Below are 20,450 nucleotides of genomic sequence, written 5' to 3'. Positions count from 1 at the left end.
GATGGCGTGGACGTCGGCGAGGGCGCTTGAGAAGCCGTGCCGAACCTGCTGCGCAGGGCCCAACAGCCGCGCAGTCCCCTGCCGGTGCAACGCTCAATCGATGTGTGCAGTGCTGCTGGTCAGCAAGGACCGCCATTGCTCCGGCTGGCAGGTCTGGATGGCGAGGGGGCTGTTGTTCAGCTGTTTCAAGCCATCCTGGAGTTCCCGCAACGCCGACCAGCCCAGCGAATGGAGCCGCCAACTGTCCAGCAGGCGCCGTTGCGGTTGCGCGGCTGGCGAGGGTTCAAAGTTGATGCATCCTGTGTAACCCATGTCCCCGGCGAGCTCGTAGGTCAGGTCCGAGAGGCTGATCTCCTCTCCGCTGCCGATGTTGATGTGCCGGCCCATCGGCGCCGTTGACCCCATGAAATCGTTCCTGGGCAACTGCAAAACATGCAGGCAGGCATCCGCCATGTCGTCCACATGCAGCAACTCGTGCCGCTCGTTTGGGTCGCCTGAGATCGTGACAAACAGCTGGTCGGACTGTCGGGCCTGCTGGATCCTGTGGATCAAGTCCGTGACGAGCGTGGTGTCGTGTGTGAGGAGGTTGACGGGACCGTAGTGCTGACAGGCCACGGCGCAACGGAAGTCGGCGGGTCTGCGGCGAGAGGGATGGCTGTAGCTCTCGCACAGTTCCATGGCGGCCCATTGCGCAACCGCCTGTCCCCGCCATTCGGCGCTGGGCAGGCCATTGAACAGTTCTTCCTCGGCGATGGGCAGAAGCGCCCGTTGCGGATAGACGAACGCGCCAGTGATGAACAGCAACCGGTCCACGTTGGTCTCGTATGCGGCTTGCATGACGTTGACCGCACTGGCCATGTCAGTGGCGATGGCTTCGGGCGACAGGGCCTCTCGGTGCAGTGCCCCGCTCGGGAAATAAACCTGATCGGGGCGTTCTTGCGCGAAAAACGCGAGCACTTGTGCCTGGTCACACAGATCCAGATCGTCCCGGGTCACGAGCTGACGCTGAGAGTAGCCCTGGCTGAGCAGTTGCCGCACGATGGCAGCGCCAAGGGTGCTTTGATGGTGGGCGATGTAGATTTGATCGGCGTACTTAATCATCATGGCGGCATGCCTCGTGGTCAAGGCCCTGGGGCGGGCGCTCAGCGTTCGCGCTGAACACACATCCTCTCCAGGAGAGTTGCGGCAACCATTTTATGGTTGTATACCAACAAAAATCATAAACAATGATTATTGTGACACACAATCATAAAAATGATTCTATGAGCGCCATGTGCTGCTGCATGTTTGCCCTTAACGGTCCCGGATTGGGAGGGGGCACGTTCACCAGGGCGACTTCGTCGCAGTAGTGCACTGGCTGTGCGTAACGTGGAAGCCGTTTTTTGCGTTTGATGCGGACTTTCGGCTGGGGGGCCATCGCCATCTTTTGTTTGGGCCCCGCCATGAACGTCACGCTGCGCCGACTGTCGATCTGTACGGACTCCCCGGTTCGAACGTTGCGCCCAGGGCGGGCGGCTTTGGTCCTGACCATGAACTTGCCAAACCCAGCCAGCTTGACGTCGTCGCCGGCGTTGAGCGACTGGGTGATCAGTTCGAAGAAGGTGTTGACCACGTCGCTGGCCACTTCCGGGCCGATTCCCAGTCCCCTGCACAACAGCTTTCGCAACTCCGCTTTGGTCACTGTGCGAACCTTGATGTTCTCCAGGCAGGTGGTGACGCTCTCCAGCAACTGATCGTTCGTCGTGCTCACCTGTACTCCTGTTCAGGCCATGGCCACATGGGCCGGGAAGATCATGGATTGGGGCCCCGATGCGACCGTACGCACCTGGTGCGCGGCGTTGCTGACAGAAGGAGAAGGCACTGCGGCTGGCCTGGGCGCCGGTTGCACAGGTTCCAGGTCCCTGAACTGCTGCAACCCCTGGCTCAGTTCATCGAGATCGAGCAGCTGCTTCTTCGCGTAACGCGCCAGTTCTTCGTGGGTGGGAACCGAGCGAGTGATCAGGAACCGTTGACGAAGCAGTTCCAGGGCTTCGGCTTCTGCACTGCCGCAGTACAGAACGCGATGGGGGGCGTGTTGTGCGGGGTCTGAAAGCAGCTGTGCCAACCACCGCGCTCGGGATGAGCGCTCTCCCACCACCATCAGTTTCGGGCGCAGTCGATCCCGCATGATCTTGCCGGGCCGCAGGGCGGCAGGGCACACCATCAGGTTCGAGGATTGCAGCGCGGCCATCCGTGTGCGCGTGTATCCGACGGGAACCGTGGACTCGATCACCACCAAGGCCTGCGGACTGATTGTCAACACCTGTTCCAGGGTGTGGTCCAGGGTGGCGGTGTCGACGGTGTGGGCCCAGTCGATGTAGTCGGTCGGCAGACCCACCAGAACGATCTGCGCGCCTTGTATCGCATCCCAGGGATACAGCGTCGCCCGCAGGTTCAGCGGCTGGTATTCCAGCCAGTGCTGCAGCTCCGGATCTTTGTATGGCGAAAGCCCTGCGTTGATCATGTGCACCAGCAGGCTGCTCGCATCCTGCAACACCACGTGGTGTTTCTGCGCCAGCATCACCGCACTCGACAGGCCCGCAGGGCTTGCCCCGACCACGGCCACCCGCAACGGTGCCTGCACACCGCCGGGCTGCCAGCCGGCGGAAAGCAACACCTCGACGCTCCGCTTGTCCGCCACCATCATGGGTCCAGCCTGGCCACTGGGGGCATGTGGCGCAACATGTAGAACAGTCTTCCTATTGATCGCGGCGCCGCCGCGTCGCCGGTCGCGAGGTCCAGACGGCGCAGGCAAGCGAGCCGTTCCATGGCGTGCAGCAAGTGGCGCCTGGGTTCGCGCCACGGCGACGGTGCGGGGCGCTTGCTGACCACAGGAGTGTCCAGATAGACCGCGCGAAAACCTGGCAACGCAAACAAGCGCCGGACCGCATCGAAGTCGGCGGCCAGCGACAGCTGAGGTGAGAGCCGCTGGATCTGATCCAGCCACGCACGCCGCACGAACATGGTCTCCAGTGGGGGGGCCCAGCCCATGCGCAGCTGCTGCGCACTGAGGTCACCCGTTTGGCGGGTGTTCAGTACGCCACTCTGGGGCGTCTTCTGAATCACATGAACGTTGCCAAACACGGCGGACACTCCCGGATCCGAGAAGGCGCGCGCCACGCCAGACAGCAGCTGTGGATGGGGGTAAACGTCCGTGGCGTTCAGAAAGCCCACCACATCGCCTGTGGTGTGGCATATGCCGCGGTTCCAGGCATCGAAAAGGCTGTCGCTGTGGCGGCCAAACACGATGGTGAGACGGTGGCGATTGCGCAAGATGCGCTGCAGACTCCCGTCGCTGCTGTCGAGATCGACCACCACATGCTCAAGCGACTGCTGGCATTGGGCATCGACGGAGGCCAGGCACGCGCCGATGGACCGAACATTGTTCTGACAAGCTGTGACGATACTGAACTTCAACTCACGCACGCCCGGGGTGAGGCGCGTCAGATCTTGCTGCGCGGCGCCTGAGCGGGTAAGCGCAGAAGGAACCTCCCCCGATGGGGTGCTGGGTTGGGGGGCAATGGGGCAGATGGCTTCGCCGGTGAATGCCCCCAGTGCAGGGACTTCTTCAGGGGCGCGCGCAGGCCATGAAGGGAGCGTCTGACCGTTCAGCAGCATGAATCTCGGGCTGAGGAACAGGTCGCGTTGTAGTCCCTTCATCTCCGCCCCGTCAGTGAATGGCTTTCGCCAGAATGCCCGACTCACGCCCCTCCGACCTGAACCATCGCAGTGCGGCGTCGAACTCGGGCACACCGAAGTCCGGCCAAAGGGTGTCGGTGAAAAACAAGGCGGACTCCGACGTGTCCCAGACCATCGCGCAGTGAAACGGCAGGCGCCCGCCGGTTCGCACCACGAGATTGGGTTGATCCACGCGCGGCCTTGAGGCTGCGGTGGCTCTTTTGTGGTCGGAGCCGAGCAGCAGATGCTCGGCCCGGGACGGTCGTTCGCGCATGACCGACTGCCCGTCCAGCACGAGATTCAGCTGCATGCCGTCGTTGCGCGAACTGCGGCTCTCGGCCGAAGCGATCCACTCGCTCAGTGGGGTGGCGAGCGCGGCTCGCTCCCCGAAGAACCGCAGACGCACGTTCCGGATCTGCAAAAGACCGGAGGCTTTGCTCAGGAAGCGCAAGAAGATCGACAACAGACAGCCCGAAGCCGATGGCCGGGTGTCGTGCAGGTCCTCGCTGAAAAGGTACAGCGTCGCCATCGGCACCTTCTGGTCGATGCACTGTTCGACCAGGTCCATCAGGACACGCATCGCAGACGCCAGCGCAACGCTCTCATCGACGTGGTGACGGTGTTGCCACGCCTTCACGCCGGACACCACAAACGCCACATGCTCAGGCATGACCAAGGTGCGGGGCTGCGGTTTCAAGGTGCAGGGACGCATCGGTACCGTGGCTGGGTAAAGGTCAAAGGTCATGGCAGCGGGCGATGGGACATCACCGATGGGCAGCAAGCGTTTTAAGGATCATAAAAATGAAAACATCATAATTTATGATGAAATCATACGAGAAAATATTGTGTCAGAAAAGCAGTGTTCTGGAAAACCCTGCCAGGAGAAGGCACCACCCACCGTTCGCGGCAGTCCAAGACGGGTTGCGCGGGCAAGTGGGAAAGAGGAGGGCGCGGCCGTTCCGCCGGTGGGGACCACCGCGCTCTTGTGGTGTGTACCGTTCTGACCGTGCCCGTCGTCTGGTGGGGGCCGCTTCCGGGCGCGATGGGGAGGGGAGGCGGCTGCAGCCGATGGGCTGCAAGTCGCGCAGCGGCCCTGATGCCTCTATGCCGGGTCTTGCGCCTGTCCCGCCTTCAACCGTTCCACCATGGCCGGTTCATCCATGAACAAGCGGGCAATCGCGTTCTCGTAGTCTTTGACCCGGCTTGGTGTGTCAAACAGGGGTTGATCCCGTGCTGCCATCCGGTTTCTGAAGGCCATCAAGAATGCGCGATCTTGCGCCAGGGAAATGGCCTTCTTTTCATATTCGCTCAGGCTGTAGGCAATCAATTCAGGAGCACCCACAGCGGCCAGCAAGCTGCCGCACATGCGCGAGGCATAGCAAGCTCCGCTCAGGGTCAGAATCGGGGTCCCCATCCACAGCAGATCGTTGGCAATGGTGCCGGCGTTGTACGGGAAGGTATCGAGCGCCAGATCGGGCAACGCCAGACGCGACATGTACTCTTCGGTGGAAGTCTTCGCCGAAAAAATCAGCCGATCAGGGTCAATGCCTGCGCTGGCCGCCTCGCGCCGCAGGTTCTCCACAACCGCCGCGTTGTCATGAACAAGCCAGAGACACGATAGGGGCGTGGCCTTCAATATCCGCATCCAGCATTGGAACAGCGCCGGGTTGATTTTGTAGCTGTTGTTGAACACGGCAAACACGAACAGGCCGTCCGGCAACCCACAGTCTGCTCTCTTCATGGGCAAACCCGATGCACGTTGCCGGTCACTCACCTGAAAACACACGGGGACGCGCAATGGCTTTTCCGACATGAAAGACTCCAGTTCACGTGGGAATATAAATTCGTCACCGACGATGTAATCGAGTGAAGGCAGGCCCGATGTGCCGGGCATGCCAAGATAGCTGATCTGAATGGCATTGGCGGGTCGCCGCATCAAAATGCCTGGGCGCGCACCATTCGTCATGCCCTGCAAATCCACGAGCACATCCAGTTCCCGTTTGTCGATCATTTCGGCCGCTTGTGCATCGGTCAGAGTATGAATCTTGACGAAATGATCGAACGCCGATCTGATTCGACTTTGTAGCGCCGACCCATCTTCTGGCGACCAGCAAAACCCATAGACCTCAAAAATGCTGCGATCGTGCAACTCGATCAGTTCCACAATGAGCCGGGCAACAGCATGCAATCGAAAATCGCAGGACAAATAGCCGATCCGGATGCGGTTTTTGCTTGGTTGAGTCGCGATCGTTGGCAACGCTTGCGGCTGTTGCTTGGGTGGTGGTGTGGCAAACGCTTCGCGATGCTTCAAATCGGCGGCAATCACGCCGGCCGCCATGTACTGCGTTTTGGCGCTCTCAAAGATGGAAAGGAAGCCAAATGGCGGAGCGGCTTTGTGTCCGGCGTGGATGCCCTGTTCCAGGTGATGTGTTTCGGTATCGGAATCGGACCAGTCGCAAATGGCATTTTTTGCATACAGGTGATAGCCGTCCAGATAATCGATGTTGGGCTTGAGTCTGGCGGCTGTTTCGTATGCCGCCAGAGCCAAGGCGTATTCTTTGCGCTCGTGGTGAATCATGCCCAGGTTGAAGTGGGCATCGGCATGACTTGGCTCGCCGGCAATCACCTTGTCAAAACAAGACTTGGCCAGATCCAGCTGACTTTTCTGCTTGTAGATCAGTCCCATGCCGCAGTTCGCCTGGATTTGGCTTGGGCTGGACGGGGGGGAGGCGTTCAATGCGGCCTCGAACCCTGTCAGCGCGTCGTCAACGCGGCCCAGTTTCAACAAGGCATTGGCCCGATTGGTGAGGGCTTCGGCATACCCCGGGTTCAAGTCGATCGCATTTTCGAAACATCGAAGCGCCTCGGAGTAAGCCCCGGTCTTGTTCAGCAGGCTGCCTTTGTTGTTCCAAGCCGTGGCGTTGCGGTCGTTCAGCCGTATCGCCTGTTCGAGCAGGCCATGAGCCTCGGCCCAATGCCCCATTTTTTCCTCAACCAGTGCCAGGTTGAGATGGGCCGAATCACTCAGTGGATTCAACCCAATGGCTTGGATGAACAGTGTTCTTGCGATTTCAATATGACCCGTCTGCAGCTGAACAATGGCCCGCATGTGCAGCGCATCAAAATGCTGCGGTTCCAGTGCGCTGACCTGCTGGTAGAGTATCCAGGCATTTGCAAGATCGCCCCGTTGGTGCAGGTGAAATCCCTTGGTAAACAGTTCCTGGATTTGAATGCTATTTGCCATGCGACGGATATGTTTGGTCGGGCTCTGTTTTTCAGTGATATCAATTGCTCTTGGCAACGGCTCGAAACACATACTGCAGGGGCAGGGCGTCTTGAACCGCTTGACTGGAGTCGGTGCCGGCACTTTGGGCCATTTGCTCAATCAATTGAATGAATGGCATGCGGTTGGGTTCGTCGAAGGTTCTGGCAATGCCGGCCTCAATTTTGAATCCAGCCTGATCGAACATTTCTATGATGGTCTGGCGCGTGAACCATCGCAAATGTGTTCTGTCGAGCAGTCCGCTGTCTTGGTACCTGAAGTCGCCGAGGCACAATCTGACCTGAAGTGACCAATGTTGCGCATTTGGAATGCATGCGACCACACACCCGTGGGCTGGTAGATGGCTTTTGATTCGGCTGAGCACCAGCCAGGGATCTCTGAGGTGTTCGAGTGTGTCGCCGAATATCCAGCAATCGCGATCTGCATTTTTTTGCCAAAATTCATGGTCGCCATGCTCAATGTCCAGGGTCAGGCATTCATCGGTGTAGTTTCTGGCAATTTCGGCATATTCAGGATCGACGTCTACGCCCCTGTAATGACAGGTTGGATTCAGCTCTTTATACGCCCGTGCGAGTGCTCCCGAACTGCAGCCAATCTCAATCAGCCTAGAGGCGCTCTGGGGAATCATTCGAAGCAGGTCGGGATTGTGGCCATCATGGGCAGGTGTCTGTTTCATTCACTCTCGCCATTTTTTGATATAGTCTTGATAGGCTTCATTCCAGGCGGGAGTGCTGAAATTTCCTTTGCTTTCGTGGATCAAAGCCAGATCCCAGGTGCCACACGAAATATTCTTCTCTTCTGCTTGGCGACAGAAATCGAGGTCGTAGAAGTGAAATTTGAATGTCTCGTCAAAGAACAGTGTATTCGAGAGGAGTGTCTGGCTCTCAGTCGCCAGCAACAGTCCATCCAGCAGTTTCACTTGTTGCCTGGGTGTTCCAAATAGGTTGAGCCGATCAGGAGGGAATCCATTGCCATGCCCGACAACACCACTGAGGTTTTGTTGCATGTCTATCGTAAAATGGGTGTCTATGTGGAGCCAAGTGGGCTGCATTGGCACACGACGTTTATTGCCAGCCAGCCCCAGTATCTCGAAGTGTTTCAATCCCTCATGCAGGCGACTGCACCAATAGTAGTCAAGTATGTGCAAGTCGTCGTGAGCAAATATGAGCGTGCAGGGCTTTTCTATGGTTTCTCGAATGGCCTGGTTGTAGACCGCGGGCAATCCTTGCGTGTTTTCAGGAAAAAGTCTGACGTCGAGAAACGGTGGCCGATTGATGGATAGAGAGCGACCGGTGGCCGTCTCGGTGTAGAAATCACGCTCCGACTTTCGAGTGGCGATAACTATTTTGATGTCCATTCTGACTGCTAATTGATTCGAAGCACCCTTTTGGGAGGCGCCAAAATCACCATTGCGTTGCCGGTGCCGCACGGTTGATTGAACCGCTATGCGAGTGCCGTGGGGAGCGCAATGGTTCTGGTTCGGCATCAACGCTGCACAGCGCAAGCCGCTTCACTCGCTCATGAACCCTTCTGCAGCCGCGCAATGGCTTGTTCCACCATGGCCTTGTTTTGGGGGGCGAGCTGGCCGCTGGCGCTGGCCCGCTGGAGCGCGGCAATCGCTTCCGGTGTCTTGCCGTTGGCCTGCAAGGCCAAACCCAGACCCAGCAGCCATTCGCCCCTGCCGGGGTCGCTGGCCACCGCCAGCTCAAAGTGCTGCTGTGCCTGTACCGGGCGTTTGAGCCTGAGCAGTTGTGAGGCGTAGTACGCGTGGTACGGCCCGTCTTTGGGCGAAGCATGGCGTGCACCCTGTTCCAGCAGGGCCATGGCGTCGGCCTGCTGGCCGGCCTGTATCCACAGAGGGGCCAGGGCCAGGGTGAAGCTGGTCTGACGGGGCAACAGCATCAGGCCTTCGCTCAGCAGGTCGGCCGCTGCTGACGGTTGTTTGCGCTCCTGCAACAGCGACGCGAGTTCCAGTCGCGCGGCCACGTGCTGGGGCTGTTGCTGCAGCAGCGCCTTGAAGGACAGCACCGCCGCCTCGTGGGCGCCTTGCTTGCGCTCCGTGCGCGCTTGCAGGAGCCGGTTCTCAGCCCACTGGGCGCTGCTTTCGCTGGCCAGCGTGGGCGTGCCTGGTGTCGCTCGCGATGGGGCGGCGCTGGTGGTGGGCTCGGGCGTGGTTTGAGGAGGCTTGTCCGCACGCGGCGGGTTGCCAACGGTGGCCGGCGCCGCAACCACCGGCATCGCAGCGGTCTGCACCGGTGGTGCTTTCACCGCCGGCGGGGGGGCGTCAGTCCGTTTGGCCAGAGGCCTTTCAGCGACCGGGGTGGCCTTTGGCGCAACACTGACCGTGCGTGTGGCAACGGGCGGCTGGGACAACTCCGGGGCCGTGACAATGGCGCTCAGGGTGACGGAACTGGTGGGCGACGCAGGCAGCGTGGTCGTGACAGCCAGGCTGTCTGTCGTCTGCCCTGGTGCGGGTACCGATGGATGCGCCGGTTCGGCACTGGGGGCTGGCGTGGCGGACGTGGCCAGAACAGGTTCCGGCGCCTGCACGGAGGCTGTCTCCGTCAGCGGGCCATTCGGCCAGCCAGCCGGGCGATGCAACCACCAGGTCGCGGCAAGTGCCACCAGGCTCATGATCAGCAGCACGTTCAGCCACAGCAACGGGCGCCACCAGTGCTGGCTGTTCAGCCCCGTCGCGCTGGGCAAGGCGCCTGCCCGTGGCAGCGGGCTGTAGGCACCGGGTTTGACGTCCGCCCAGTGAATTCCCCGTTCCCGGCTGGCCAGGTCGTGCAGCATGTCGTTGATCAGGCTCAAAGCAAGCCCTCCCCACTGGCGACCGCCAGCGCCAAACCCGCCGCCAGCGCCAGCACCGCGGCCCAGATCCACAAGCGCTCGCGTCCCTCTAGCCGCACCGAGTCCGTGTCGCGCACCGCGCTCATCACTTCGCTCAGCCCCACCAGGCGTTTGCCACGGCCATAGGCGGCCATCAGCGACTTGTTGGCCAGGATGTTGATCAACCGCGGTATGCGGCGCGACTTGCGGCGCAGCCACCACAAGGCCGGCTGGGTGAACAGTTGCCCGCGATGGCAGCCCGCCGTGGCCAGCCGGTGCAGGATGTAGTACTCGAACTCGGTGTTGCTCAAGGGTTTGAGCACGTATTGAAACGTGATGCGCTGGCGCAGCTGGCGCACGGACGGCTGGTTCAGCCGTTCGTCCAGCTCTGGCTGGCCGAAGATGATGACCTGCAGCAGCTTGCGGTTTTCGGTTTCCAGGTTGGTCAGCAGGCGCAGCGCTTCCAGCGTTTCGACCGGCATGGCCTGGACCTCATCGAGGCAGATCACCACGCGCTTGCCTTGCTCATTGAGTTCCAGCACCCGCCGGGTCAGGGCATTGAGCACCTCGTGCTGCCCGATCATTTTGGAGGGGGGCCTGGGCAGGCCCAGCTCCGACGCCAGTTCCACGAACAGGGCCATCGGGTCCAGGTAGGGGTTGAAGATGTAGGCCACCTCGTAGCGCTCGTCCAGTGCGCCCAGCAGCTTGCGGCACAGCAGGGTTTTGCCGGTGCCCACCTCGCCGGTGATCTTCATGAACCCTTCGCCCATGGACACCGCCACCAGCAAAGTGTTCAGTGCCTCGTGGGCCGATTTGGAGGCAAAAAAATACGGGGTGTTGGGTGTGATGGAGAACGGCAACTCCTGCAACCCAAAGTGCTCAAGGTACATGTGCGGTACGGGGTGGGCCGCGGGCGGTACACGCCCGCGGCGGGGTCACTTGGCGCGGGCCCGGCCCTTGCAGAAATAGCCGCCGCCCGGGAAGGTCTTGCCCTCCAGGTCCTGGGCCTTGGCATGGAAGCCCTCGGGCTCCCACTTGGTTTCCTGGGTGTCCATGGCCGCACAGTGCACCGCGGCCAGCGAGGCCAGTTGCAGCGGCACGGGGCCAAACGCCTCGCCGCGGTCCCAGGCAATCACCTTGCTGCGCTCCACCAGGCGGGGAGGCGTGTCGTCTTGCTTGCTGCCGCGCGAAGCGGCGCAGCCACCCAGGGCCAGCACAACAGCCGTTCCCAGCACACAGATCCAGATGCTTTTCATGTCGGTTCGATTCCAGGTTGTGTTTCGCTTGTGAGGTCCGTGCTCAGCCCACCAGCACCGGGTGCACGATCTCGAAGTTCGTGCCGTCCAGCGCCAGCGTCGCCGGCGCGCTGTCCAGGATGGCAAACACCTGTGCGCCGTACGACAGTTGGCCGTTGGTCGGGTTGTAGGTCACCGAACTTGCCAGGTTCGACAGTTCGCCATCGATGCCTTGAAAGATCCGACCATCAAGCATGATCTTGTCGGTGCCCGTCACGAAATCCATGATCGTGTCGGCGTGGGCGCCGCCCGGGGTGGCGTTGAAAACAAAGATGTCGGCGCCGGCACCACCGGTCAGCTGGTCCTGACCGTAACCGCCGATCAGCACATCGTTGCCTGTGCCACCGTTCAGCGTATCGGCACCGCCGCCGGCCACCAGCAAGTCGTTGCCGGTCCCGCCGTTCAGCTGATCGGGCTGGCCCTGTTGAGCAATGCTGCCGCTGAGCGAGGGATTGCCCAGCGTGAACAACGGGTCGGTGAAGATCAGGTCGTTGCCGCCGCCGCCATTGAACACGGCCAGGCTGCCCCCCCCCGCGTCGAACACGTCGAACAGCAGATCGCCGCAGCTGCTCCCCTGTCCATCCAGATCGGAATCAATCTTGTAGTAGTTCAGCTCGCTGGCGGTGCCGAAATCGTAGCCATAGTACGAACCGTGCTCCATGAAGGTCAGGTACTCCACCGGTGCGGAGGTCGAGCCCTCGTAGCTCAATTGTTGGGCCACATCGGCGTAGCCATCGTTGACCTCGATGAACAAATGCGTGGGGTCTGAGAGCGATGAAATCTGGCCCGCAAAAATCTGCATGCTGCTGAGATCGGCGTCGCCCTGGTACACGCGCACCACGTCGTAGTCTGAACTGGGAGCCGAGGGCTCCAAGGGCGACGAATGCAGCGCAGTGAGCAGGTCGTAGGTGGTGCCGGTGGTGGGCGCCGTCAGGGTGAAGGTCACCGAGCCTTCTGCGCTGGTGATGCCGTTGGCCACCGCCTGCACCGTCACCGTGAAGCTCTGGCCAATGCACTGGGCCTTGGCGCCGGCGGCGGTCAGGTAGAGCTCGCCGCTGGTCGTGTCCAGGTAGAACCACGGGTGTTCCGGGTTCGCGGGGTCGTCGTACGCCGCATACTCGTCGGGGTCGTAGGCGCCATTGCCAGAGGCATGGCGCCCGGTCACTTCGGCGCCGGTCGCCGCGTCGACGACCCTCTTCACGCTGAACACCGCAGAGGGCTGGTTGGAGTCGAAGTTGGCCAGCAGTTGACCGTCGTCGTCTCTGCTGTCAATGGGGTGCGGCGCCGGAAATGATCCGTTGATGGTGGGCGTTTCGGTGCCCGGAGCCGGTGGCGTCAGCGGGGTGGGATAAATGGTGGTCGGGCCCGGGGCGGGGGCATCGTCGCCGCCACCGCCGGTCCCTAGCAGGGGCAGCAGGCCCAGCAGCCAGATGGCGCCGCCGACAGGGTGGGCGTCGGCCGCACCAGCCACGCCGCAGGCGTCGACCGTGCCGGGCTCGTTCACCGGGCATGCTTCGGGGGCGGCCGGTGCGGCAGCGCTGCCGCCGGTCGCCAGCTGCGAGAGCAGGGTGTCTTGCACCGAGGTGGTGCCGGTGTCGGCCTGGGCCAGCAGCTGGGCTTCGTCTTCGGGCAGGGGCTCGCGCGCATCGGCCGCAGCCTGCAGCGGGCGTTTGCCGGTTGCACGCGCGGGTGCCAGCGTGGGCATGTGCACGGGCTGGGGCCCGCTGGGCACGACAACCATGTGGTGCAGCAGTGGGGCCGCAAGTTGGGCGGCGGGCGCTGGCGTGGGCAGCGCGGGGCTGCTGCTCGGCTTCGAAGTCAAGGCGGCGGGCTGGCTCATGGCAGGGGCGTTTTCTACAAATGGGGGGCGCCCGGAGGCGGCTGGAAGCGATCGAAACAAGCCTCCCGCCGGGGCCGCGCTCACGCGTGGCCACCGGCAGGAGGCTATGGCCCGGGGTGGCTGCTGTGCGGTGGTCGCACCACGCGCACCCCCGGGCCTCAGGCCATTACTTGGCCAGGGTCGTCAGGTTGGCACCCAGGTGGGTCAGGCTGGAGTTCATAGCGCCAATGGCGGTGGTGGAGATCTGGATGTTGCTCAGATCGACCACGCCGGTTTGCGGGTTCAGGAACCAGGCATCGGTGTCAACCGTGGCGGCGATCTTCACGCCGGCCACGACCGGTGCCATGTTCAGCGCCATGTTGAAGACGTTCATCGACTGCAGTTCTTCCGTCAGGCTGCTGGCGGTCTGCGAGACATCGCTGGTCAGACCACCCAAGTCGAATGCGCCAGTAGCGGTAACCAAATCGCCGCCGCTAATCGTCCCCATGAGGTCGGTCGCTCCGAGGGACGGCAGCGAAAGGGACGAACCAGCGGTGCCGGTTTCACCAGCCAGCGAAACGATGTTCAGCGAAGCATTGAAGGTCTTGTCGATATCCACCGTCTTGTTCATCACGTCCAGCGTGGCGCTGTTCATGGCACCGATCACGGTGGTGGCGAACTTGCTGCCGTTGATGGCGAACGCGCTGGCGTCCGACGTGGTGGTGGCAATGGCCTCAGCCTTGGCCGACACCTCGCCCTCCACGCCCTTGATGCTCACGTTGGCGCCGCTGATGTCGATCGAGCCGTTGATGGTGGACATGTTGACCGCACCTGCCAGGGCGGTGATGTCAACCGGGTTGACGGCCGTGTAAACGGTGCTGGCGAGGACACCTTCAACCGCCGGTGTCTTCATGTAATACACCGTGAGGCCCGTCGTGTCGCTAGGCGCCGTCACATATGCGCCGTCAACGATGACGTACTTGCTTTGAAGAGCCTTCTCTTCAGCTGACAGGGCTGCATAGTCGGTGTCGGTGGAAATATCCCCGTAAGTCGCGGGCGTACCTGCGACCGCATCGATGATCGTTGTGGTCATTCCCGCGTTGAAAATGTTGGCAAGGGAACTGGACAGCTCGGTCATCAGGCCCGTCGGCTGCGTCTCCGAGGTTGTGGTCGGGGTCGACGTCTGTGCCTGGGCTGCGCCCATGCCTGCGAGCATCAGCGCCGTTGCGGCAGCAATCGCGAGTTTTTTGCTGATCATGGAAATACTCCAAAAAGTTGTAACGCCAAGCCTGCCCTTGGCGCTGATGGGGTGTTGAAGATGGCAGGTCTTTTCTCAATAACAGGGGCTGGGTACGGGGCTGTGTGTGTGGTGTCAGCCGGCGGGTGGCGGCGCCCAGGGGCGTTCGAGCAGCTCCAGCCGGTCTTTCACGTACGAGGGCAGGCGCAGCGGCAGGCCCTGGAACACGATGTCGAGTTCGGCCAGGCGCTCGGCCTGCAAGCGCCAAGGTGCGCGGCCGTCAAACCGTTGCTGCACACCGGCCCGCAGGGGGTGGGGCACGAAGCGGCCCGACGGGTCGGCCAGGCAGAGGGTCTGGTCGGTGCTGCTGCGCACCAGCAGGCTGGTGCCGGGCCCGCGCGCCAGCAGCGGCGTGACGGGGGGAAAGGCGCCGGGTCCGAAGGCGCAGGGCGCCTGCTCCGCCGACCGCGTGGCGCTGGCCGGAGCCGATGCCGTTGTGCCGACGGCCACCACGGGGCCCGAAAAAGGGGTGTTGGCGTTGCCATTGCGTGGGGGCTGGCTGGGCGTGGGCAAGGCCAGGGCCTGGAGCGCGGCGCGCGAGGTTTGGGTTTGTTCTTCGCTGAAGAACGGGGCCTGCTCGGTCGGGCCGGCGTTGGGGTCGTCGGCGGTGGCCACGGCCGGTGTTGTTGGGCTGGTGCCCTGGGGGGGCGCTGGCTGGGCGGTGGCCGTGGTGGCAGCCGTGGCAACGGTGGCAGGGGCCGCCACCACGGTGGGCTGGGCGGTGGCAGCCTGGGCGGGCGCCACGCTGGGCGGGGTGGTGTTGGCACCGGCCCCGGCGGCGGCGCGGTTGGGCGTGACGGTGCTGCCCTGGCGGGGCGCAGTGGCGGTGGCAGTGCCGGCCGGGGCGGCGGTGGTGCCGCCTTTGTTGCCGGCCAGGCCAGCGGCTTTGTTCTGGGCGCTCAGGTATTCCTGCAGGCGGCGGCGGCTGCGCGAGTTGTCGGTGACGCCGTCCACTTCTTCGATCATGGCCATGCAGTCGCCGTACATGGCGGGGTTCATGACCTGGGTGAGCAGTTCAAAGGTGGCCAGGTTGAGCATCTGGCGCAGCACGAGGTTGAGCGCCTCGCGCTGTTTGCTGCCGAAGTCGCCGCTGACGAGGGTGGTGCCGAAAAAGCGGCCGATGCCAAAACCGTCTTCGGTGGAGACCACTTGCTTTTGCAGCGGCACGTTGGCCACGATGCGGCCGGTGCGCACGTCGGTGAGCGACAGGTCCAGGCCGACCAGGATGCGTTGCTGGCGGGAACGCGGCCCCAGGCCAGCCACCTGCAGGTCGTAGCCGCCACCGGGCAGAAAGTCCAGGCTGTTGATACTGCCGGTGATGAAGAAGGTGGTGCTGGCCTGCTTCTTGACGTCGATCAGCCCCCACTTGGCTTCGTTCTCGATGATGCGGGGGTCGCGCCGGTTGACCACGCTGGCGCCGGCCATGAACAGGGCCGACTGCACGATGTCGCCTGCGCCCTGGGTCAAGAATTTGCCGGCACCGCCGTCGGTGACCTGCTCTTTGCCGGTGGAGTCGGTGATGGCGCCCACGGCGAAGCGCAGGCTGTCTTTGTTGATGCGGCCGTCCAGGCAGCTGAGGGCGCGGTCAAACGGCGTGACGAGGGTGGTGACCGCGGGGCCTTTGACCAGCGGTTCGTTTTGCGGCAGGGGAGGCGATTCGAAGCCACGGGCACTTTGCTGAACGCTGGCACAGGCGGACAACAAAGCCAGCCCGGCGACGGTGGCCGCCTGGAGCAAGGCGCGCTGCCTGCGGCTCATAGGGGTGGACGGACAAGAGCACATGGGGCGCTCAATACGCTTTGTCCTGGGAGATGTTCGAGCCCGTGAGGGACTGGATCTGCACCGAGGCGTCCATGCTGCCCGAGGACTGGGAGTCGGCGGTGATGTTGTTGTTGTTGCCTTCGACCGTCGAGGTCATCGTGTTCATGGTCCCGATCGTGTTGGTCGTGATGTTGTAGACCTCGGTGTTGCCGATGTTGTTGTAGTAGCCCGCCTCGCGCTTGGCGATGAGGTCGGCCTGCGTCAGGTTGGTCTGGTGCCGCGCCACGCCCGCAAAACCGTACGAGGTGTTCCAGTCGCTGCCGCCGGAGTCGGCCTGGGCGGCGGTGCTGAACACGAGAACGAGTCCGATGCTGTAGGGCAGGAATGACATGTGAGCCTCTGTGTGATGACAATCTTAAACTGATTTGAATCAAAAAATAAGATTTAAATCATTAAGATCATTTCAAGATGATAAATGATGTTTGGGTGTGATTTATGACCGATTTCAGGGCGACGGGGCATGCCTAAGGCTTGCCTGGCGCCGCGTTCTGCGTCAGTCATCAAGGAGGGCGGCGGCCGATGGCCGGGGGTTTCAGCGGCGCAGGCGTCTGGCGCGCGTGCGCTGGCGGCCGAAGGTGGCAGGCTCCAGGGGGCGACGGGGTTTGCTGGCCCCGCCCTCGGTAACGGCGGCGGGTGTGTTCTGGGGGGCCGGCTGGGGCTGTGGGGTGTCCAGCACGGGCAGGGTGTCCAGCAGGTCCAGCCCATCGATCAGGTCACGGGTCGCGAGGCCGTGGATGCCCGCGTACTGGACCAGTTGGTGCAGGCCTGGTGCGGGCTCGTTCAAGGGCGGCTCGCGCAGGAGGCCGATGGCCTCTGCCTCCTGGCTGCCGGTCAGGAGGATGGGGGCGTCGGGGTCCTTGAGCTGGTTGCGCATCAGCTGGGCATAGACGTGTGCCAGCCCCGTGCAGGCGCCCACAACAATGCGGCGAGGGTATAGGCCACTTTCCAGCGTGGCCGCAGGCCCGCCCATGTAGGGCGCGCGAATGACGTTGGGGGTGAGGTGTTCCTTGCGCAGCGTGGTGGTCAGGCCCAGCGGCACCAGCCCTTGCAGGACAAACCAGGCGCCGGGGTTCAGGGGCAGGGCGTCGCCCAGCACCTGGTGGGCTTGCGCGGTATTGGCCTGGAGCCGCTCGGTCCGGGGGATCGATTGCGGTGCGGTCTGGGCTTCACCCACGATGGTGAGTGCCGCGTCGCGCAGGGCTTGCTGCGCGTCGGGGGTGGCCTTGATGTGTAGCAGTTGCCGGTGTGCGTACAGGTAGGCCTGGGCGTAGGGGTCTGGCAGGGGGGGGCGGCCGCTGTTGATCTGTTCGACACGCTGGTGGTCGCGCTCCAGCACAGTGACGGTGTGTGTACGCGCGAGCATCACGGCCAGTGCCAGGCTGCTGGGGTCGCTTCCGACGATCGTTATTTTCATGGCGCGATGGTCTTGTTCGTGTCCGCTGGCACCCTGCAGGTGGCATGGGTTCGAAAAAAAGCCCCCGGGCCGGGGGCTTGAAGACCGTGTGTCAGCACAGTCAGGGGGAGGACTGCCAGAGCATCGAACCCTGACAGTGAAATCAGTATGCCAAATTAAAATGATGTACGCAATAAAAATGATGAATCATTTTTCTTCGGGCACGCCGGCACCCGTGTGTGCAAGTCACTTCCTCCTGGTTGGCGAGGGGTGTCCGTGTCCGTTTTTTTACTCGGGGGGGTGTTCGCCGAGGGTGTGCGCGTAGTCGGTCACAGCGTTCTGCAACTCCCCGACTTCGGCTTGCAGGAGTGGGAGGACTTTGGCGTACAGGCTCCATTCGCCCGTGCGCGCAGCCATTTCGAGGCCGCGTGCAAACCGGGCACTGCGGTCTGCCTGCAGAAGGTCCAGGCTGCCTTTGAGCATGTGGGCCTGGGCCATGGCCAGAGCACTGTCCTGATGCTCCAGCGCCGTGGCTAGGTTTTGCAGCCGAGCGGGGAGGTCGCGTTCGATCGACTGCAAGAAATTGCGCTGGTTTTCCGGGGCGATGTCGAGGTCCCTGAGCAACTGCTCGACGGGTGTGAGGCTGGGCTCGCGAGGTGATGGTGGAGGGGGGGCGGCATTCTGCACGGGTGTCGAATGCCCTTGCAGCACCTGTTCCATGGTTTGCAGCAGTTGTGGCAGTCGAATGGGTTTGCTGGTGTAGGCATCCATGCCCGCTTCGAGGCAGGTGAGTTCATCGCCGTTCATGGCGTTGGCGGTGATGGCGATGATGGGCGTTCGGGGGCGCTGGAGTTGTTGGCGTTCCATGGTGCGGATGCGTCGCGTGGCTTGCAGTCCGTCGGTGCCCGGCATCTGCACGTCCATGAGCACGAGGTCGATCGAACCCGCCTGCCAGCGGGCGACCGCTTCTTCCCCGTCGTGTGCCCAGACCACGTCGCAGCCGACGCGTTCGAGCAATTTGCGCAGCAGCAGTTCGTTGACGGGATGGTCTTCCGCCACCAGGACGCGCAGTCCGGTAAAACGTTTGTCCGTCGTTGAATCGGCCGGTTGGGGTGCAGCCGCAGCACGGGCGTTGTCGCTGGCCTTTGGCTGCAGTTTCAAAGGGAGCTGAACACTGAAGGTGCTGCCTTGACCACGCTCGCTGAGGACGCTGATGGTCCCGCTCATCAGGTGCACCAGACGCGAGCAGATGCTCAGCCCCAGACCGCTGCCGCCGTAATGACGCGCCGTTGACCCGTCTTCTTGTGTGAAGGCATCAAAGATCGCCGCCTGTCGCTCTTTGGTGATGCCTATGCCCGTGTCCTTGACCTGGATGAGAAGGACCTGCGCCGACGGCGATGCATGGGGGGCGGCCTGAGCGCTCAGGTCGATCTGCCCACCGACGGGGGTGAACTTCACGGCGTTGGACAGGAGGTTGACCAGAATTTGTCTTAGTCGTGCCGGGTCGCCCATGAGTTCGTGGGGCAGCGCCCGGTCGAGCTTGGTGTGGAGCGTGATGTTCTTGGCTTGAACTTGCGGGGTGTACAGGCGAGCGACCTCGCGCAGCAGGTCGGCCAAGTTGTACGGGACGTGTTCGATCTGGAGCTTGCCGGCTTCGATGCGCGACAGGTCCAGCACGTCGTTGAGGAGGCTCAGCAACGCGTTCGCCGACTCGTCCATCAGTTCGAGCCACTTGCGTTGTTCGGGTTGCAGCGGGGTGTCCAGCAGCAAGCCGATCAGGCCCATCAGTGCATTCAAGGGGGTTCGAACCTCGTGGCTGATGTTGGCCAGGAAATCGCTCTTGGCCCGGCTGGCCTGTTCCGCCAGGCGGCGTGCGCGCAGTGACTCCTCCTCGATGCGTTTGCGTTCGCTGATGTCTGCGTGTGTGCCCATGAGGCGCAGCGGCCGGCCGCTGGCGTCACGGTCAACCACCATGCCGTGCGACTCTATCCAGAGCCAACGGCCCATTTTCTGGATGCGGAACTGGGTGGTGGCCCGTTGATGTCGACCGGTGAGCAGACCCTCGAAATCGTGTTTGACTTGCGCCAGGTCTTCCGGATGCACGAGCTGACGCAATTGGGCGAGGTCCCAGTAGCCATCCACGACACCCGTTTCCAGCATCTCACCCCAGCGTGCCGAGAGGAAGACCTGAGGGGCGTTGGGCGTCCAGTCCCACATGGCAAGGTTGGAGGCTTCCAGCGCCAGTTGCAGCCGATCACGTGTTTCACCCAGGGCCTCTTCCGCCTGCAGCCGGCTGTCGCGCTCTCGCGTCGCCGAGTTTTGCACCCGGTCCAGCTCGGCTTGCAGTTCATCCACCTTGTTGAGGAGCCTTTCGACCCTCTCGTGTTCGATCTGCAGTTCGTTTCGCGCACGTTGCAGATCGATGGCCATGCGCTGGGGTGACATGGCGGTGTTGTGTTCTCTCATAGGTCAGGTGTGTGGAGGATGGGATGCGATGAAGAAAAGCCAAGACGGTGTGCATCACGGTCCCGGGAGTTCGTGTGCAAGCGGGGGCCTGCGGCCGACGCAGTCATCTGGATGCTGTGCTGTCCCTGCATGGGGGGGGGGGGGGGGGTAGCTCTGCGGAGAGGGCAAAAGATGCATGGTCAGGTGTGACTGTCTTGCAGTTGTCGATCCCTGAGTCCAGCTATGGCGGGCGCCGGTGACGCCTTCATCGCGCATCATGGGGCGATGTGTATGCGAAATGATAAATGATAAATGATTTAATGATGATAAATATGAAAAATCACTTGAAAATGTGACGATGTCGACAGTAAGCTCTTTCGAAGGCGGATGAGATGCCGGAGGCGGGGGGCAGCAGGGTTTGTCACGTGCCTCTGCAGTAGCCAGTGAGCAGAAAGGGATGGTGGGATCACCGATCTCTAGAGCGTGTCGGCTCGGTGTGCCGGGCTTCAGGTCGCTTGCGCAGGGTGACCTTGACGTGACACTTGTTG

Annotated in this window: 17 protein-coding genes; all 17 read right to left on the bottom strand. The window is 62.4% G+C overall.

All coding sequences use genetic code 11. The features are described from left to right. Positions 1 to 93 precede the first annotated feature (93 nt). Positions 94 to 1,104, bottom strand: coding sequence for an NAD-dependent epimerase/dehydratase family protein (locus tag RMP09_RS04375; protein ID WP_310564781.1), 1,011 nt, complete (start codon positions 1,102 to 1,104; stop codon positions 94 to 96). Positions 1,105 to 1,246: 142 nt separating this feature from the next. After that, complete coding sequence (locus tag RMP09_RS04370; protein ID WP_310564780.1) at positions 1,247 to 1,750, bottom strand: integration host factor subunit alpha; 504 nt, start codon at positions 1,748 to 1,750, stop codon at positions 1,247 to 1,249. A gap of 12 nt (positions 1,751 to 1,762) precedes the next feature. Then, the gene (locus RMP09_RS04365) at positions 1,763 to 2,686 is read right to left on the bottom strand and encodes a hypothetical protein (protein ID WP_310564779.1); all 924 of its coding nucleotides are present in this window, start codon (positions 2,684 to 2,686) and stop codon (positions 1,763 to 1,765) included. Next, positions 2,683 to 3,699 carry a glycosyltransferase gene (locus tag RMP09_RS04360; RefSeq protein ID WP_310564778.1) on the bottom strand — a complete coding sequence of 339 codons (1,017 nt, stop codon included), beginning with the start codon at positions 3,697 to 3,699 and terminating at the stop codon, positions 2,683 to 2,685. Before RMP09_RS04360 ends, RMP09_RS04365 begins: the two co-directional genes overlap by 4 nt. Before the next feature lie 10 nt (positions 3,700 to 3,709). Beyond that, on the bottom strand, positions 3,710 to 4,462 hold the full coding sequence (locus tag RMP09_RS04355; RefSeq protein WP_310564777.1) for an undecaprenyl diphosphate synthase family protein: 753 nt from the start codon (positions 4,460 to 4,462) through the stop codon (positions 3,710 to 3,712). A gap of 357 nt (positions 4,463 to 4,819) precedes the next feature. After that, complete coding sequence (locus RMP09_RS04350) at positions 4,820 to 6,961, bottom strand: tetratricopeptide repeat protein (protein ID WP_310564776.1); 2,142 nt, start codon at positions 6,959 to 6,961, stop codon at positions 4,820 to 4,822. A gap of 40 nt (positions 6,962 to 7,001) precedes the next feature. After that, positions 7,002 to 7,676, bottom strand: coding sequence for a class I SAM-dependent methyltransferase (locus tag RMP09_RS04345; protein ID WP_310564775.1), 675 nt, complete (start codon positions 7,674 to 7,676; stop codon positions 7,002 to 7,004). Further along, positions 7,677 to 8,486, bottom strand: coding sequence for a glycosyltransferase (locus RMP09_RS04340; protein WP_310564774.1), 810 nt, complete (start codon positions 8,484 to 8,486; stop codon positions 7,677 to 7,679). A 32-nt stretch (positions 8,487 to 8,518) separates the two neighbouring features. Further along, positions 8,519 to 9,268 carry a tetratricopeptide repeat protein gene (locus RMP09_RS04335; protein ID WP_310564773.1) on the bottom strand — a complete coding sequence of 250 codons (750 nt, stop codon included), beginning with the start codon at positions 9,266 to 9,268 and terminating at the stop codon, positions 8,519 to 8,521. Between the two features lie 542 nt (positions 9,269 to 9,810). After that, positions 9,811 to 10,722, bottom strand: coding sequence for an ExeA family protein (locus RMP09_RS04330; RefSeq protein WP_310564772.1), 912 nt, complete (start codon positions 10,720 to 10,722; stop codon positions 9,811 to 9,813). A 45-nt stretch (positions 10,723 to 10,767) separates the two neighbouring features. Continuing rightward, on the bottom strand, positions 10,768 to 11,088 hold the full coding sequence (locus tag RMP09_RS04325) for a hypothetical protein (protein ID WP_310564771.1): 321 nt from the start codon (positions 11,086 to 11,088) through the stop codon (positions 10,768 to 10,770). A gap of 43 nt (positions 11,089 to 11,131) precedes the next feature. Further along, positions 11,132 to 12,967: a M10 family metallopeptidase C-terminal domain-containing protein gene (locus RMP09_RS04320; protein WP_310564770.1), complete on the bottom strand. Its 1,836-nt coding sequence runs from the start codon at positions 12,965 to 12,967 to the stop codon at positions 11,132 to 11,134. A 166-nt stretch (positions 12,968 to 13,133) separates the two neighbouring features. Continuing rightward, a complete protein-coding gene (locus tag RMP09_RS04315) occupies positions 13,134 to 14,204 on the bottom strand; it encodes a hypothetical protein (protein WP_310564769.1) in 1,071 nt (356 codons plus the stop codon). A gap of 114 nt (positions 14,205 to 14,318) precedes the next feature. Beyond that, positions 14,319 to 16,001 (bottom strand): CsgG/HfaB family protein, encoded by a 1,683-nt coding sequence (locus RMP09_RS04310; protein ID WP_310564768.1) that lies wholly within the window; start codon positions 15,999 to 16,001, stop codon positions 14,319 to 14,321. Positions 16,002 to 16,032: 31 nt separating this feature from the next. After that, entirely contained in the window at positions 16,033 to 16,395 is a 363-nt protein-coding gene (locus RMP09_RS04305; RefSeq protein ID WP_310564767.1) for a hypothetical protein, read from the bottom strand. Between the two features lie 201 nt (positions 16,396 to 16,596). Then, the gene (locus RMP09_RS04300) at positions 16,597 to 17,478 is read right to left on the bottom strand and encodes a hypothetical protein (RefSeq protein ID WP_310564766.1); all 882 of its coding nucleotides are present in this window, start codon (positions 17,476 to 17,478) and stop codon (positions 16,597 to 16,599) included. 267 nt (positions 17,479 to 17,745) lie between these two features. Continuing rightward, on the bottom strand, positions 17,746 to 19,887 hold the full coding sequence (locus RMP09_RS04295) for an ATP-binding protein (protein ID WP_310564765.1): 2,142 nt from the start codon (positions 19,885 to 19,887) through the stop codon (positions 17,746 to 17,748). Positions 19,888 to 20,450 lie beyond the last annotated feature (563 nt).

The organism is Hydrogenophaga sp., from assembly GCF_031426985.1.
Lineage (GTDB): Bacteria > Pseudomonadota > Gammaproteobacteria > Burkholderiales > Burkholderiaceae_C > Hydrogenophaga.
This window is presented reverse-complemented; position numbering and strand designations above follow the sequence as displayed.